Origin of the sequence: Modestobacter sp. DSM 44400 (assembly GCF_900107175.1) — a bacterium.
GTDB lineage: Bacteria > Actinomycetota > Actinomycetes > Mycobacteriales > Geodermatophilaceae > Modestobacter.
Genome location: NZ_FNOZ01000010.1, coordinates 79116 through 95149 on the forward strand (window position 1 = coordinate 79116; position 16034 = coordinate 95149).

The 16034-nt window shown below is 74.7% G+C and carries 15 protein-coding genes; all 15 read left to right on the forward strand.

The features are described from left to right. Positions 1 to 3: 3 nt before the first annotated feature. The 15 genes from BLW04_RS09075 to BLW04_RS09145 all read left to right on the forward strand — a co-directional run bounded on the left by BLW04_RS09075 (position 4) and on the right by BLW04_RS09145 (position 15992). Complete coding sequence (locus BLW04_RS09075) at positions 4 to 1572, forward strand: UDP-N-acetylmuramoyl-L-alanyl-D-glutamate--2,6-diaminopimelate ligase (protein WP_217630944.1); 1569 nt, start codon at positions 4 to 6, stop codon at positions 1570 to 1572. Beyond that, complete coding sequence (murF, locus tag BLW04_RS09080) at positions 1569 to 3038, forward strand: UDP-N-acetylmuramoyl-tripeptide--D-alanyl-D-alanine ligase (RefSeq protein WP_091538938.1); 1470 nt, start codon at positions 1569 to 1571, stop codon at positions 3036 to 3038. Before BLW04_RS09075 ends, murF begins: the two co-directional genes overlap by 4 nt. After that, on the forward strand, positions 3035 to 4114 hold the full coding sequence (mraY, locus tag BLW04_RS09085) for a phospho-N-acetylmuramoyl-pentapeptide-transferase (RefSeq protein WP_091538941.1): 1080 nt from the start codon (positions 3035 to 3037) through the stop codon (positions 4112 to 4114). Before murF ends, mraY begins: the two co-directional genes overlap by 4 nt. A gap of 185 nt (positions 4115 to 4299) precedes the next feature. Then, a complete protein-coding gene (gene ftsW, locus BLW04_RS09090; RefSeq protein ID WP_139306786.1) occupies positions 4300 to 5961 on the forward strand; it encodes a putative lipid II flippase FtsW in 1662 nt (553 codons plus the stop codon). Next, positions 5958 to 7103 carry an undecaprenyldiphospho-muramoylpentapeptide beta-N-acetylglucosaminyltransferase gene (gene murG, locus BLW04_RS09095; RefSeq protein WP_254781204.1) on the forward strand — a complete coding sequence of 382 codons (1146 nt, stop codon included), beginning with the start codon at positions 5958 to 5960 and terminating at the stop codon, positions 7101 to 7103. The genes ftsW and murG overlap by 4 nt, the downstream gene beginning before the upstream one ends. Continuing rightward, on the forward strand, positions 7100 to 8560 hold the full coding sequence (murC, locus tag BLW04_RS09100; RefSeq protein ID WP_091538948.1) for a UDP-N-acetylmuramate--L-alanine ligase: 1461 nt from the start codon (positions 7100 to 7102) through the stop codon (positions 8558 to 8560). The genes murG and murC overlap by 4 nt, the downstream gene beginning before the upstream one ends. After that, positions 8557 to 9369 carry a cell division protein FtsQ/DivIB gene (locus BLW04_RS09105; protein WP_091538952.1) on the forward strand — a complete coding sequence of 271 codons (813 nt, stop codon included), beginning with the start codon at positions 8557 to 8559 and terminating at the stop codon, positions 9367 to 9369. Before murC ends, BLW04_RS09105 begins: the two co-directional genes overlap by 4 nt. A 143-nt stretch (positions 9370 to 9512) precedes the next feature. Further along, positions 9513 to 10097, forward strand: coding sequence for a peroxidase-related enzyme (locus tag BLW04_RS09110; protein WP_091538955.1), 585 nt, complete (start codon positions 9513 to 9515; stop codon positions 10095 to 10097). Positions 10098 to 10429: 332 nt separating this feature from the next. Then, positions 10430 to 11707, forward strand: coding sequence for a cell division protein FtsZ (ftsZ, locus tag BLW04_RS28265; RefSeq protein WP_091538958.1), 1278 nt, complete (start codon positions 10430 to 10432; stop codon positions 11705 to 11707). A gap of 109 nt (positions 11708 to 11816) precedes the next feature. Then, on the forward strand, positions 11817 to 12548 hold the full coding sequence (gene pgeF / locus BLW04_RS09120; RefSeq protein ID WP_217630945.1) for a peptidoglycan editing factor PgeF: 732 nt from the start codon (positions 11817 to 11819) through the stop codon (positions 12546 to 12548). Positions 12549 to 12583: 35 nt separating this feature from the next. Then, a complete protein-coding gene (locus BLW04_RS09125) occupies positions 12584 to 13303 on the forward strand; it encodes a YggS family pyridoxal phosphate-dependent enzyme (protein ID WP_091538966.1) in 720 nt (239 codons plus the stop codon). A 97-nt stretch (positions 13304 to 13400) separates the two neighbouring features. Beyond that, a complete protein-coding gene (locus tag BLW04_RS09130; protein ID WP_091538969.1) occupies positions 13401 to 14096 on the forward strand; it encodes a cell division protein SepF in 696 nt (231 codons plus the stop codon). 30 nt (positions 14097 to 14126) lie between these two features. Further along, complete coding sequence (locus BLW04_RS09135) at positions 14127 to 14423, forward strand: YggT family protein (protein ID WP_091538972.1); 297 nt, start codon at positions 14127 to 14129, stop codon at positions 14421 to 14423. A 112-nt stretch (positions 14424 to 14535) separates the two neighbouring features. Beyond that, positions 14536 to 15276, forward strand: coding sequence for a DivIVA-like cell division protein Wag31 (locus BLW04_RS09140; RefSeq protein WP_091538975.1), 741 nt, complete (start codon positions 14536 to 14538; stop codon positions 15274 to 15276). Positions 15277 to 15386: 110 nt separating this feature from the next. Beyond that, positions 15387 to 15992, forward strand: a complete 606-nt coding sequence (locus BLW04_RS09145; RefSeq protein WP_091538978.1) for a hypothetical protein — start codon at positions 15387 to 15389, stop codon at positions 15990 to 15992. The last annotated feature ends 42 nt before the right edge of the window (positions 15993 to 16034 follow it).

Consider the following 16034-nt stretch of genomic DNA (forward strand, 5'->3'; position numbering starts at 1 on the left):
CTCGTGAGTCCGACCGCCTCCGGGCCGGTCCCCCGGCCTGCGGGGACCCGCCCGCTCTCCCTCGCCGACCTGAGCGACCTCATCGGCGACCCCGTGGCCGGCGAGCCCGGCACCGCGGTGACCGGTGTGACCCTCGCTTCGAACGACGTCGTTCCCGGTGACCTGTACGCGGCGCTGCCCGGTGCCCGGACCCACGGCGCCCGCTACGCCGCGGACGCCGCGTCGCGTGGGGCGGTCGCCGTGCTCACCGACCCCGCGGGCGAGGAACTGGCCCGCGCCACCGGGCTGGCCGTGTGCGTCGTCGCCGACCCCCGCGGGCTGCTGGGCAGCGTCGCGGCCCTGGTGTACGGCTCACCCAGCGAGCACCTGGCCGTCCTGGGCATCACCGGCACCAACGGCAAGACGACGACGGCCTTCCTGGTCGAGGCCGGCCTGGCCGCGGCCGGCTGGCCCAGCGGCCTCATCGGCACCGTGCAGGCGCGCACCCGCGGCCGGGATGCACACGGTGGCCCCGTCACCACCGCCTTCCCCAGCGTCCGCACCACCCCGGAGGCGCCGGATCTGCACGCCCTGCTCGCCACGATGGTCGGCTCCGGCGTGCGCGCGGTGGTCATGGAGGTCTCCAGCCACGCCCTCGTCCAGGGCCGGGTCGGCGGGGTCCGCTTCGCCGCCGCCGGGTTCACCAACCTCTCCCGCGACCACCTGGACTTCCACGGCGACGTGGAGAGCTACTTCCGGGCCAAGGCACTGCTCTTCGACGGGCGGGCCGCCGTCGAGGTGGTCGACGTCGACGACCCGGCCGGCCGCCGTCTGATGAGCCCGGGCACGGTTACCGTCTCCACCGCCGGCGCGACCGACGCCGACTGGTCGGCCACCGACGTGGCCGCCCTCCCCGCCGGCGGGTCGACGTTCACGCTGCACGGCCCCGGCGGGCGCAGCTGGCCGGCGCGGCTGCGGCTGCCCGGGGGCTTCAATGTGGCCAACGCGGTACTGGCCGTCGCTCTGCTGGACGCCATCGGAGTGCCGGTCGAGGACGCGGTGGCCGGGCTCTCCCAGACCGTCGTCCCGGGTCGGATGGAGCCGGTGGACGCCGGCCAGCCGTTCATGGCCGTCGTCGACTACGCGCACACCCCCGACGCGGTCGCCACCGCCCTGGCTGCGCTGCGCGTTGCCACCCCCGGCCGGCTGCTGACCGTGCTGGGCTGCGGCGGTGACCGGGACGCCGGCAAGCGCCCGGGGATGGGCGCCGCGGCGGCCGCCGGCAGCGACCTGCTCGTCGTCACCGACGACAACCCCCGATCCGAGGACCCGGCGGAGATCCGCCGGGCCATGCTCACCGGTGTGCAGGACCTCCCTGCCGACCGCCGGGCCGAGGTGCTCGAGATCGGCGACCGGCGCGCCGCGCTGGCCGCCGCCGTGCGGGCGGCCCGGGCAGGGGACACCCTGCTGGTGGCCGGCAAGGGCCACGAGACCGGACAGGAGGTCGGGGACCGCGTGCTGCCCTTCGACGACCGCGCCGTGCTGCGCGAGGTGCTGGCCGAGCTGGCCGCCGACCCCGAGGTGACCGGGTGATCGCCCTGGACCTCGACGAGCTGGCCGCCGCGGTCGGCGGTGAGCTCGTGCTGCCCCCAGGCAGGGACACCCCGGGGGCCGTGAGCGGTTCCGTCACGGTCGACTCCCGCGCCGTGGGCGCCGGTGACCTGTTCGTCGCGCTGCCCGGCGAGCGGGCGGACGGCGCCGACTTCGTGCCGGCCGCGGCCGCCGCCGGCGCGGCGGCCGCGCTGACCACCCGGCCGGACCCGTTGCTGGCCTGCGTGGTCGTCGCCGACCCGGTGTACGCCCTGGGCCGGCTGGCCGCCGCCGTGCACGAGCGGCTGGTCACCGCCGGCCTGCTCACCGTCGGCATTACCGGCTCCTCGGGCAAGACCTCCACCAAGGACCTGCTGGGCCAGGTGCTGGCCGCCGCCGGCCCCACGGTTAGCCCACAGGGCTCCTTCAACAACGACATCGGCCTGCCGCTGACGGTGCTCACCGCCGACACGCGGACCCGCTTCCTGGTGCTGGAGATGGGCTCGCGCGGGCCGGGGCACATCGCCCGGCTCTGCGCCATCGCCCGCCCGCAGGTCGGAGTGGTCCTCAACGTGGGCTCGGCGCACCTCGGGGAGTTCGGCAGCGCCGAGGTCATCGCCGCCAGCAAGGGCGAGCTGGTCGAGGCGCTGCCCGCCGGGGGCACCGCCGTCCTCAACGCCGACGACCCGCGGGTCGCCGGCATGGCCCCGCGCACCCGCGCCCGGGTGGTTACCACCGGCGTGACGACGACGACCGCCGACGTGCGTGCCCTCGACGTCGAGCTCGACGAGGCCGCCCGAGCCCGGTTCACCCTGGCCGCGGCGGGGGAGGAGCACCCGGTGACGCTGCAGGTCGTGGGCGCCCATCAGGTCGCCAACGCGCTGTCCGCGGCCGCCGCGGCGCTGGCCGCCGGCCTGGCACCGGCCCAGGTCGCCGAGGCGCTGTCGGCCGCCGGTCCGCGCAGCCGCTGGCGGATGGAGGTGACCCGCCGGGCCGACGGCGTCACCGTGGTCAACGACGCCTACAACGCCAATCCGGAGTCCATGGGCGCCGCGCTGGCAGCGCTGGCCGGCCTGGCCGGGCAGCGGCGGATCGCGGTCCTCGGCGCGATGGGGGAGCTGGGCCCCGGGGCGGACGCCGCCCACGCCAAACTCGGCCGCGACGCCGTCCGGGCGGGGGTCGACGTGCTGGTCTCGGTCGGTCCGGACGCCATCGGCGTGCACACCGGTGCGCTGGCCGAGGGGTCGGCCGACGGTGGTGCGGACGCCGGTCACGACCTCGGCCGGGCGGTGCACGTCGCCGACCGCGCCGCGGCCGGCCGGCTGCTCGCCGGGCTGCTCGCACCCGGGGACGTCGTGCTCGTCAAGGCTTCCCGGTCCTATGGTCTGGAGCTGCTGGCCGCGCAACTGGTGGACCCAGACCTGCTCGCCGACGGCACCACCGGCAGCACCGGGAAGGGAACTGCGTGAAGTCGGTCCTGATCGCGGCCACGTTCGCCCTGGTCATCTCCATCCTGCTCACCCCGCTGGCGATCAAGACCTTCCGGCGGCGCGGCTTCGGTCAGGAGATCCGGGACGACGGGCCGGAGAGCCACCTGTCCAAGAAGGGGACGCCCACGATGGGCGGCACCGTGATGGTGCTGGCCACCGTCGGCGGGTACCTGATCGCCCACCTCTTCCTGCTCAACCAGACCGGGCGCGGGGTCACCGCCACGGGCCTGCTGCTGCTGTTCCTGCTGATCGGGTTGGGCACCGTCGGCTTCCTCGACGACTACCTGAAGATCCGGTACCGCCGCAGCCTGGGCCTGAACAAGACCGCGAAGCTGGTCGGCCAGCTCGTCATCGGCGTCGCGTTCGCCGTCCTCGCGCTGTGGGCCAAGGACGACGACGGCGTGCCCGTGGCCTCCGCGGCGGTCTCCTTCGTCCGGGACATCGCGCCGCTGACCCTGCCGGTCGTCGTGTTCGCCGTGCTGGCCTACCTGTTCATCGCCGGCTTCTCCAACGCGGTGAATCTGACCGACGGGCTGGACGGGCTGGCGGCCGGCTGCTCGGCGATGGTCTTCGCCTCCTACGTGATCATCTCGTTCTGGCAGTTCGGCCACGACTGCAGCACCGCGCTGGTCGACGGTTGCTACACCGTCCGCAACCCGCTGGACGTCACTCTGGTCGCCGCCGCCGCGATGGGCGCGTGCCTGGGCTTCCTGTGGTGGAACACCTCCCCGGCCCGGATCTTCATGGGCGACACCGGCTCCCTCGCCCTGGGCGGGCTGATGGCCGGGCTGGCGATCGTGACCCGTACCGAGCTGCTGCTGGTGGTCCTCGGCGGGCTGTTCGTGGCGGTCACCCTGTCGGTGGTCATCCAGGTGGCGTTCTTCCGGGCCACCCGACGCCGGGTGTTCCGGATGGCGCCGCTGCACCACCACTTCGAGCTCGCCGGCTGGGCGGAGAGCACGGTCATCGTGCGGTTCTGGCTGGTCACCGGCATGGCGGTGGCCTTCGGGATAGGGCTGTTCTACTCCGACTGGCTGGACTTCGCCGGCCTCTAGGCAGCCGGCCGGCCCGATCCGCAGAAATGGCCATTTCTGCGGACCGGTCGTTCATCACTGGCGCGACACGCCCCGTCGGTCCAGCGCGCGGCGCCCCGCAGCGGCGACCATGGGGCTGTGGTGACGGATGGGGAGCACGTGCTGAGAAGGGTCCGCGCTGCCGCCGTCCACCAGGGGACCGGCCGGTGACCGCCGGGACCCGTCAGCGCCCCGTCCGTGAGCGCGCCGCCCGGGAGGGCATCGTGCGGCGGCGCAACGCCGGGGCGGACGACGAGCCGGGGAGCCTCGCGGCGTTCGGCCTGCGGCTGCGCGGGCCGGCCTGGCTCGACGGGCCGATGACGACCTCGAACCTGGTGCTCGGATCGGCCGGCATGCTGCTGGCGATCGGGCTGATCATGGTCTTCTCCGCCTCCGCCATCGAGGCGGCCACGGCCGGCCAGCCGGCCTGGCTGCCCGGGGTGCGCCAGATCGCCTTCGCGGTTTTCGGCCTGATCGGCATGCTCGCCGCCATGCACCTGCCGGTGGGCCGGGTCCGCCGGCACTCCGGCCACGCCATGCTCGTCGTCGTCGCCCTGCTGGTGCTCGTGCTGGTGCCCGGATTGGGGCTCAGGCTCAACGGCTCGCGGGCCTGGTTCGACCTGGGCGTCACGAACTTCCAGCCCTCGGAGGTCGGGAAGCTGGTGTTCGCGCTGTGGGGCGCGCACGTGATCGCGACCCGCGATCGGTACCTGACCACCAAATCGCTGCTCGTGCCGGTGCTGCCGGTCTTCGGGGTGTTCTCCCTGCTGCTGCTCGCCGAACCGGACATGGGCGCGGTGGTGAGCCTGGGCCTGGTGCTGGCCGGGCTGGTGTGGGCCGGCGGGCTGTCCCGGCGCTGGATCGGTGCCGCCGTCCTGGGCACGGTGGCCGTCGTGTTCCTGATGGTGAACGCCGCCGACTACCGGATGGCCCGGTTCACCTCCTTCCTCGATCCGTGCGCCGACGCCTCCGACGGCGGTTATCAGGCCTGTCACGGGCTGTACGCACTGGCCACCGGCGGCTTCTGGGGCGTCGGGCTGGGCAACAGCGCGATGAAGTGGAACCTGCTGCCGCACGCCGAGTCCGACTACATCTTCGCGATCATCGGCGAGGAGCTGGGCCTGGTCGGCTGCGTCGTGGTGGTCGGCCTGTACGGGATCCTCGCCTACGCCGGGTTCCGCATCGCCCGCCGCTCGACCGACCGGTTCATCCAGCTGGCCAGCGTCGCGATCACCGTCTGGCTGATCGGCCAGGCCGCCATGAACATGGGCTACGTCGTGGGGCTGCTGCCGGTCACCGGCGTCCAGCTGCCCTTGATCTCCGCCGGTGGCACGTCGCTGGTGCTCACCCTGTTCATCGTCGGGCTGTTGGCCCGGTTCGCCCGATCCGAGCCCGACGCGATCGCCCACCAACGCGCCCAGCGCCGAGGCCCGCTGACCCGGCTGCTGATGCCGGTGCCCGCGGCCGCCGTGGACGCGCTGCCGGGCCGCCGCCGGAAGGTGCGCCGTCCCCACCCGGACGAGCGGCCGGCCCGGGACGACGGCCGGACCGTGACCCGGGTGCCGCCCCGGCGCCCTGCGGCGGCCGCAGGCTCCCCACGGGCACCGCAGCGACCGGCCCCGCGGCCGTCCGGGCGCGACCAGTCCACCACCCCGCCCGAGCAGGCCTCCCGCCGCGACCGGCAGACTGCCCGCGGCCGGCTCCCTGCCGGTGACCGCCCGCCGCCCCGCAACCGGCCGCCCGTGCCCGGTGAACCGCCCGCCGTCCGCGGGCGACCGGCAGCCCGGTCCCATCCTCCGAGAACCGAACGGCCAGGACGTCCGCAGTGACCCACCCCCAGCCCGCCCCCGGGCCGACCGGCCCGGGGCGCCCGCTGTCCGTCGTCCTCGCCGGAGGCGGCACCGGCGGGCACATCGAGCCGATGCTCGCCCTCGCCGACGCCCTCACCCGCCGGACCGGTGCCCCCGGCGGCACGCCGCGGGTCACCTGCCTGGGCACCGCCCGCGGCATGGAGACCCGGCTGGTGCCGGCCCGCGGCTATGACCTGCGGCTGATCCCACCGGTGCCGCTGCCCCGCAGGCCCACGCCGGACCTGCTCCGGGTGCCCGGCCGGGTGCGCCGGTCGGTCGCCGAGACCCGCGCACTGCTGCGCGAGCTGGACGCCGACGTCGTGGTCGGCTTCGGCGGCTACGTCGCGCTGCCGGCGTACCTGGCCGCCTGGCGCAACTCCGTCCCGGTGGTCGTGCACGAGCAGAACGCGCTGCCCGGGCTGGCCAACCGGGTGGGTGCGCGGTTCGCCGCCCGGGTGGCGGTGACCGTGCCGGGCACCCCGCTGCGCGGCGCCGAGCACGTGGGCATGCCACTGCGGCCCCAGCTGACCTCGCTGGACCGGGCCGGGCTCCGCGCGGAGGCGCGGACGCACTTCGGCCTGGGCGCCGCCCGCCCGACGCTGCTCGTCTTCGGCGGCTCGCAGGGCGCGGCGTCGCTCAACCGGGCCGCCGTCGGCGCGGCCGACGCGCTGACCGCGGCCGGCGTCGCGGTGCTGCACGCCCGCGGCCCCAAGAACACCGACGTGACGGTGCCGGCCCGCGCCCCGGGCAAGGCGCCGTACGTGGTCGTCGACTACCTGGAACGGATGGACCTCGCCTACGCCGCGGCCGATCTGGCGCTGTGCCGGTCGGGGGCGGTCACCGTGGCGGAGTTGTCCGCCGTGGGGCTGCCCGGGGTCTTCGTGCCGCTGCCGATCGGCAACGGCGAGCAGCGGCGCAACGCCCAGCCGCTGGTGGCGGCCGGCGGAGGACTGCTGGTCGAGGACGCCGAGCTGTCGCCGTCCTGGATCGCCGAGCACGTCGTCCCGCTGGTGACCGACCCGGCCGCACTGGCCGGCTACGCCGCGCACGCCAAGGCGGCCGGGTCACCGGACGCCGACGAGCGGCTGGCGGACATCGTGCTCCAGGCGGCACAGCGGTGAGCGCCGCGGACGTCGCCGCCTGGCGCGACCCGATCCCCTCGTTGGCCGAGCTCGGCGCCGTGCACTTCGTCGGCATCGGTGGAGCCGGCATGAGCGGCATCGCCCGGATCCTGCTCGCCCGCGGGGTGACCGTCTCCGGCAGCGACCGGCGGGAGACGCCCACGCTGCGGGCGCTGGCCGCCCTCGGCGCCCGCGTCGCGGTGGGCCACGAAGCGGCGAACCTGGGGGCCGCGGACACCGTGGTGGTCTCCACCGCCATCCGCCCGGACAACCCGGAGCTGGCCACCGCCCGCGAGCGGGGGCTGCGGGTCCTGCCGCGGGCCGTCGCGCTCGCCGCGGTGATGGCCGGCCGGCGCAGCGTCGCGGTGGCCGGCACGCACGGCAAGACCTCCACGACCTCGATGCTCACCGTCGCGGTGCAGGCCTGCGGTGTCGACCCGTCGTTCGCGATCGGCGGGGACCTCAACGAGTCCGGCTCGAACGCCCACGAGGGGGAGGGCGACGTCTTCGTCGCCGAGGCCGACGAGAGTGACCGCTCCTTCCTGCTGCTGGCCCCGTTCGGGGCGATCGTCACCAACGTCGAGGCCGACCACCTGGACAACTACGGCGACCTCGCCGCGGTCGAGGCCGCGTTCGACATCTTCATGGGCACGGTCGACGCCGGCGGCTTCGTCGTCCTGTGCGCTGACGACCCCGGCGCCGGCCGGCTGCGCGGTGCGCCGACGGCGGCGGCGCGGGTACGGACCTACGGCCTGAGCGCGGACGCCGACCTGCAGCTGTCGGACCTGGAGGTCGGGCGCGACGGGACGCGGTACACCGCAGTGCTGGACGGCGAGCCCCTCGGGCCGGTGCAGATCCAGCTGCCGGGGGCCCACATGGCCCTCAACAGCGCCGCCGCGCTGCTGGCCGGCCTGGAGCTCGGCCTGCCGGCCGCCGGCCTGCTGGCCGGCCTGGCCCGCTTCGGCGGCGTCCACCGCCGGTTCGAGCTCAAGGGCACCGCGGCCGGCGTCCGCGTCTACGACGACTACGCGCACCACCCCACCGAGGTCAGCGCTCAGCTGCGGGCCGCCCGGGCGGTCGTTGGCGAGGGGCGGCTGGTGGTGGCCTTCCAGCCGCACCTGTACAGCCGGACCGCCGAGTTCGCCGCCGGCTTCGGGGAGGCCCTCGGGCTGGCCGACGAGGTGGTGGTGATGGACGTCTACGGCGCCCGGGAGGATCCGGTGCCGGGCGTGACCGGGGCGCTGGTCGCCGACGCCGTCCCGCTGCCGCCGGGGCAGGTGCTGTTCGAGCCGTCCTGGTCCGCCGCCGCGCCGGCGCTGGCCGCGCGGGCCAGATCGGGCGATCTGGTCCTGACCATGGGCGCCGGGGACGTGTCGATGGTCGGCCCCGAGGTGCTCGCCGCGCTGAGCTCGCCGGCGGGACCCGAGGGGGACGGCGCGGAGGTCGGGCTCCGGTGAGTCGGGCGGCGACCACCCGCGACCGCACCCGCTCGCCCCGTGGGAGGGGGAAGGCCGGCCCGGGCGGCGCCGCGGTCACCTCACTGCGCAGCCGGCGCCGCCGGGCCGGCCGCCGCGCCGACCCGCGTCGCCGGTTGCTCACCGTCGCCGCGGTGCTGGTGGTCGTGCTGGCGGCCGGCGCCTGGGTGCTGCTGGCCAGCCCGCTGCTGGCCGTTCGCACCGTGCAGATCGACGGCGCCGGCTCGTTGACCGACGACCAGGTCGAGCAGGCCGCCGGGATCGAGGCCGGGACGCCGCTGGTGCGGGTGGACACCGCGACCGCCGCGGCCCGGGTCGCCCAGCTGCCCCAGGTGGCCTCGGTCGAAGTGACCCGCGGCTGGCCGCAGACCGTGGTGGTCACCCTGGTCGAACGGGTCGCGGTCGCCGTCGTCGACCAGGCCGGCACCCGCTCGCTGGTCGACCGCGAAGGAGTGCTGTTCGACACGATCACCGGCGGCGCTCCCGCCGACGTCGTCCCGCTGACCGTGCCCCGCCCAGGCCCCGACGATCCGACCACCGCCGCCGCGCTGGGCGCGGTGGTGGCGTTGCCCGCCGACGTCCGCCGGGAGGTCACCGGGGTCACCGCCGGCTCGCCGGACGACGTGACGCTGACCCTGACCGACGGCCGCACCGTGCTGTGGGGGAGCGCCGAGGCCACCCCGCGCAAGGCCCGGGTCCTGGCCGCCCTGCTGGACCAGATCGACGCCGGGACCCTGGACGAGGCGGACACGCTGGACGTGAGCACACCGGACGCCGTCGTCCTCAGGTGAAGCCTCTCCGAAGTGCCTCGCCTCGGCTCCGCCGAGCGTATGGACGTTCCGCCCGACCGAGGTGCGGGATGCTCCGCATGCCGCACCGGTCGACCGGGCTCGGCGCAGCCGAGGCCTGGCACTCCCGGTGACAGAGTCACGGGGTGGATCAGCAACGGATCAGCCGCTTCCCGCTCGTCGCCGCCGCCGACCTGCCGGCGGACCTCCAGGCGCGTTTCGCCGAGGTCGCCGACGCCAGTGGCTTCCTGCCCAACGTCTTCGCCGCGCTGGCCTGGCGCCCGGCCGAGGCGCGGGCGTTCTTCGCGCTGCACGACGCGCTGATGGACAAGGACACCCCGGGCCTGAGCCAGGCCGACCGGGAGGTGGTCGTGGTGGCCACCAGCGCGGCCAACGACTGCCTCTACTGCGTGGTGGCCCACGGTGCGCTGGTGCGGATCCGGGCGCGGGACCGGTACCTGGCCGACCAGGTGGCCGTCGACTGGCGCAAGGCCCCGGTGTCCGAGCGGCTGGCCGCCGTCCTCGAGGTGGCCATGCGTCTGGCGCTGGAGCCCGCGACGGTGGCTGAGCCCGACCTGGCCGCACTGCGCGCCCAGGGGCTCACCGAGGACGACGTGTGGGACGTCGGGGCGATCGTGTCGCTGTTCGCGCTGTCCAACCGGCTGGTGCACTGGGCCGCCGTGCCGCCGAACGAGGAGTTCTATGTGATGGGGCGCGTGCCGCGGAGCTGAGCCGCGAGCAACAGCACACCGCGCCGCCGCGCACCGGATCCGACACGCCCGGGTAGAAATTGACCTTTCCGGCGTTGTGGTCGGGCGCGTCCTACGCGGTCGGCAGGTCTGGACCCGGGCATGAGACGGTAGGCAGGCAAGTCGTCACGAACCGTGAGTCAGATGTGACAGATGCGCTGGACGAGTTCCGTGTGATCCGTCCAGCCGGACACGCCGAGCCCCGGAGGGTGCTTGCTGGCCCGGTCGGACCCACCTAACTTCGTCCACATCGCCGAAGTTGACATAACTATAAGGCTCAACCTGAGGATGAGGGTCCAGTTGGGGAGTGCAGCATGACACCTCCGCACAACTACCTTGCGGTCATCAAGGTCGTCGGCATCGGCGGCGGCGGGGTGAACGCGGTCAATCGCATGATCGAGGTCGGCCTCAAGGGGGTCGAGTTCATCGCGATCAACACCGACGCACAGGCACTGCTGATGAGCGACGCCGACGTCAAGCTCGACGTCGGCCGTGAGCTCACGCGGGGCCTGGGCGCCGGCGCCCAGCCCGATGTTGGCCGGCAGGCCGCCGAGGACCACCGCGAGGAGATCGAAGAGGTGCTCAAGGGCGCCGACATGGTCTTCGTGACGGCCGGTGAAGGAGGTGGCACCGGAACCGGCGGCGCCCCCGTGGTCGCCTCGATCGCCCGCAAGCTGGGCGCGCTGACCATCGGCGTGGTCACCCGTCCGTTCTCCTTCGAGGGGAAGCGGCGGGCGGTCCAGGCCGAGTCCGGCATCGAGGAACTGCGCAACGAGTGCGACACGCTGATCGTCATCCCGAACGACCGGCTGCTGCAGCTGGGCGACCGGAACGTCAGCGTGATGGACGCCTTCCGCACCGCCGACCAGGTGCTGCTGTCCGGTGTCCAGGGCATCACCGATCTGATCACCACGCCCGGCCTGATCAACCTGGACTTCGCCGACGTCAAGTCGGTCATGTCCGGGGCGGGCTCGGCGCTGATGGGCATCGGCAGTGCCCGCGGGGACAACCGCGCGCTGCTGGCCGCCGAGCAGGCGATCGCCAGCCCGCTGCTGGAGGCCTCGATGGAGGGCGCCCACGGCGTCCTGCTGTCGATTTCCGGCGGGTCGGACCTGGGCCTGTTCGAGATCAACGAGGCCGCCTCGCTGGTTTCCGACGCCGCCCACCCGGACGCGAACATCATCTTCGGCGCGGTGATCGACGATGCGCTCGGCGACGAGGTGCGGGTGACCGTCATCGCCGCCGGCTTCGACAGCGGCAAGCCGGCCAACCGGCGAGACGGGCACGCGAGCGCGGTGACGGCCGCGGCGCCGGCTGCCCCGGTCGCGGCAACCCCCGCGCCGCCGGCGCGCCCGGCGATGCCGGCCCAGACCGGCGAACGGCTGGTCAGCCAGCCCGAGTCGCGGCCCGCGCCTGCGCAGGCCCCAGCACCGGCGCCCACGGCACCTCGGCCCGGTCAGCCCGGCGCGCAGGGCGGTGGCATCACCGTGCCGCCGCTCCCGCCGATCCCGGGGAACGGCAGCCGCCGTCCGCTGGCGTCGGAGGACTTCGAGGAGGAGCTGGACATTCCCGAGTTCCTCCGCAGTCAGTGAAGAAGGCCTGCTCCGCCCCACCGCTCGCAAGCTCGCAGCGGGTCCCGGGAGCAGGCCGCTCCGGCACGTCACCTTGCTCGGGGCGGCCCCCGGGACAGGGCCGTAGGTGGTGAGTGCAGGTCCGGCCGCCCCGCAGGCGGTGCGACCCCGACGGGTCGTCACCGACCGACGGGGCGGCCATTCTGCGTCCCCGTACGACTCCTTCAACCTCGGCGACCACGTCGGTGACGACCCGGCGGCGGTCGCGGCCAACCGGGGCCGGCTGGCCCAGGAGATCGGCGTGCCCGGGGCCTCGCTGGTCTGGATGACCCAGGTGCACGGCACCGGGGTGGCCATAATCGAGGACGCCGGGGAGAACCCGGTGGTCGACGTGGACGCGCTGGTCACGGCCACGCCGGGGCTGGTGCTGTGCGTGCTGGTGGCCGACTGCGTGCCGGTGCTGCTGGCCGATCCGGTCGCCGGCGTGGTGGCCGCGGTGCACGCCGGCCGGGAGGGCGTGCGGCGGGGCGTCGTCCCGGCGGCGCTCGCGGCGATGACCCGGCTGGGCGCCCGCCCCGCGAACGTCGAAGCGCTGCTCGGCCCGGCCGTCTGCGGCGCCGACTACGAGGTGCCGCAGGCTCTGCAGGCCGAAGTGGCCGGGGTCGCGCCGGCCAGCGCGGTGCGCACCCGGACGGGCACGCGGGGCCTGGACCTGCGGGCCGGCATCGCCGAGGTGCTGCGCGGCGCGGGCGTCGGTCAGGTCGTCCACGACCCGCGGTGCACCGTGGAGGACCGCCGGCTGTTCAGCCACCGGCGGGACGGCGTCACCGGCCGGCAGGCCGGCGCCGTCTGGCTCGAGTGAGCGGGCCGGACCCGGGCTTGGCATCATCGTCGTCCGTGGACCGGCTCGAGGAGAACCTGCGCGCCGTCCGCGAGCGCATCGCCGCCGCCGCCCGCGCCGCCGGCCGCGACCCGGCCGGCGTCCGGCTGCTCGCGGTGAGCAAGACGTGGCCCGCCGAGGACGTCGCGGCGCTCGCGGCGCTGGGCCAGCGCGAGTTCGCCGAGAACCGCGTGCAGGAGCTGACGGCCAAAGTGGCCACATTGGCCGGGGACGCGGCGACCGCGGACCTCCGATGGCACCTCGTCGGTCAGGTACAGCGCAACAAGGCCGCGGCCGCCGTCCGGCTCGATGTGGTGGTGCACTCGGTCGACCGGGTCCCGCTGGCCGAGGCGCTGGCGCGCGCCGCGCTGACCGCCGGGCGGGTGCTCGACGTCTTCGTCCAGGTGGACCTCGGCGGCCCTCCGGGCCGGGACGGCGCCCGCGGCGGAGTGCCGCCGGGGGAGGTGCCCGCGCTGGCCGACGCCGTGGCCGCCAGCGAGGGGCTGCGCCTGCGGGGCCTGATGGCCGTCGCTCCCCGGGGCGAGGACCCCGCGCCCGCGTTCGCCCGGCTGGCCGACGTGGCCGCCCGGGTGTGCGCCGACCATCCGGACGCCAGGGAGTTATCGGCAGGCATGAGCGCCGACCTGGAGGCTGCTGTGACAGCTGGTGCCACTGTGGTGCGTGTCGGAACCGCTCTGTTCGGCTCCCGCCCCCTAGCCTCCGACCGGGGCGAGTGACCACCCGTCACTCGTGCCTCACCTGTTCCACCCGATCGATGCGGCCACCCGTTCGATGCAGCACAGAGTCGACGACGAGACCAGAGGGAGACGTCCGATGGCCGGAGCCATGCGAAAGATGGGGGTCTACCTCGGCCTCGTCGAGGACGACGACGCCCGCGGCGGGTACGACCGGTACCCCGCCCGGCAGACCGACTACGACGACCGCGGCTACGACCGGTACTCCCCGGCCGGGGAGTACGACGACGCCGACGGCGACTACCCCGCCGACGGCTACGCGCCCGCGGGCTACGACGAGCCGGTCGAGCCGCTGCCCGAGCCCGAGCCGGCACCGCTCATCCGCCGTCCGGTGGCCGCGCGCTCGCTGGGGCTGGCCGCCAGCCCCGCCGCGGCGCCATCGGCCGGCACCGGGTCCACCCGGCTCGGCGGCGGGTCCGCCGCTGCCGCCGGGCTGGCCGTGCGCGAGCCGGTCGCCGTCACGCCGGCCCCCACGCCGGCCCCGCTGACCCCGAAGCCCTACCGGATCACCACGCTGCACCCGCGCACCTACAACGAGGCCCGCACCATCGGTGAGCGCTTCCGCGAGGGCCTGCCGGTGATCATGAACCTGACCGAAATGGACGACGCGGACGCGAAGCGACTGGTGGACTTCGCTGCGGGCCTGTCCTTCGGGCTGCACGGTAGTATCGAGCGCGTCACGGCCAAGGTGTTCCTGCTCAGTCCGCAGGACGTCGACGTGACGGCTGAGGACAAGGCCCGCATCCGTGAGGGCGGCTTCTTCAACCAGTCCTGAACCTGTGCGCCCCCCGAACGAGCGAGGACCGTGGCTCTCCTACTGCAGATCCTGTCATCGGTGCTGCTCGTCTTCCTGATCCTGCTGTTCGCCCGGTTCGTCATCGACTGGGTGATGGTGTTGGCGCGCAGCTGGCGTCCGCAGGGCATCGTCGCCGCCGGCCTGGAGGTCGTCTACGCGACCACCGACCCGCCGCTGAAGGCGGTGCGCAAGGTCATCCCGCCGCTGAACCTCGGGACCATCCGCCTGGATCTGGGGTTTATGGTGCTCCTGTTCGCCGTGTTCATCCTGCGTGGCCTGCTCAACAGCGCGATCGCAGTGGTATGAGCGCGTGCCCGTGCCATCCGTGCCCACCCGGAACGGGAGGGGGACCGAGGATGGTCCGCTGTCCGTCTGAGTCCGTCTCCCCGTTCCACTCGTCCGACCTGAGGTGAGCCCCATGCCACTGACGCCCGCCGACGTGCACAACGTCGTCTTCAAGAAGCCGCCGATCGGCAAGCGCGGCTATGACGAGGACGAGGTGGACGCCTTCCTCGACGTCGTGGAGGCCGAGCTCGCCCGCCTCATCGAAGAGAACAACGACCTGCGCGCCTCCGGCGACAGTGGTGCGCGCACCGACGAGCGTCCGGTCGAGTCGGCGCCGATGACTGTCGCCGCGCCGCCCCCGCCGCCGGCGGCCGCCCCCGCGGCGCCCCCGGCCCGCGAGGACGACTCCATCCGCGCCTCGCGGATGTTGTCCCTGGCCAGCGAGACGGCCGAGCGCTACGTCAACGAGGCCAAGGCCCAGGCCGACCAGATGGTCGGCAGCTCGAAGACCAACAGTGAGCGGATGCTCGCCGAGGCGCGCGCCAAGAGCGAGCAGATGGTGGGCGAGGCCAAGTCCCGCGCCGATGCCATGATCGGTGACTCCCGCACGCGCGCCGACACGATGGAGCGCGAGGCCCGGGCGAAGGCCGCGGCGCTCAATCAGGACGCCGAGCGCAAGCACGTCGAGGCGATGGGGTCGCTGGAGGAGAAGCGCGCCAGCCTGGAGCGCAAGGTCGACGAACTGCGTACCTTCGAGCGCGAGTACCGCACCCGCCTGCGGTCCTACCTCGAGTCGCACCTGCGCGACCTGGACAGCCGCGGCTCGGCCGAGCCGTCGTCCAACAGTCGGCAGAACCAGCACGTCGGCGCCTGATCGCCCGCACGCCCCGCGCCCCCGCACAGAGCCCCGCCGGGCCTGGTTCGGCGGGGCTCTGTCGTGTTCGCCGTCCGGTTGCCCCGGCGCCGCCCCGCTAGCATGCGGTTGTGATCTTGCTCGCGGCCTTCCTGCTGCTCGTCGCCGTCGGGTGCCTGGTCGTCGGGCTGGCGGAGGGGTCCACGGCACTGCAGTGGTCCTCCTTCGCGGCCAGCGCGCTGGCCGCGGTCGTGCTGGCCGCGGGGGAGGTGCGCCGGCGCCGGGCCGGGCGGCGGGGGCCGGCGGACGTTCCCACGACCACCGCGACCACCACCGGGGCCACCATCACTGCCGCGGCCGGCCCGGCAGGCCCCGTGCCGCCCGAGTCCGCAGCGCCCGAGCCAGTGCTGCCCGCGCCCCCGGCTCGAGCCGAGCCCCCGGCGGTCGCCCACGCCCCGGCCATGCATGCGCCGGCCGGCACCGGTCCGGACGGCGAGCCGCCGGTCGAGGAGGTCGAGGTCACCGACCTGCTCGTCGTCCTCGACCTCACCGACGAGGTGTTCGTCATTGACGAGCACCCGCGATACCACCTGGCCGGCTGCCCGTACCTGGCTGGCCAGCCGACCTTCCCGATGCCGATGGTCGAGGCGCGGACCGACGGGTTCACCCCGTGCGGCACCTGCGCCCCCGACCGGCATCTGGCCCGGGTGGAGAGGTCGCGCCGGTCCGGTCGCTAACCCGCCCTGTGAGGCCCCCTCCAGGGGGCCCCCGAGCCTGCG

Coding starts and splice junctions, on each gene's coding strand:
- ftsZ (WP_091538958.1), top strand. CDS start 10,430: ATGACACCTCCGCACAACTACCTTGCGGTCATCAAGGTCGTCGGCATC.
- BLW04_RS09130 (WP_091538969.1), top strand. CDS start 13,401: ATGGCCGGAGCCATGCGAAAGATGGGGGTCTACCTCGGCCTCGTCGAG.
- BLW04_RS09140 (WP_091538975.1), top strand. CDS start 14,536: ATGCCACTGACGCCCGCCGACGTGCACAACGTCGTCTTCAAGAAGCCG.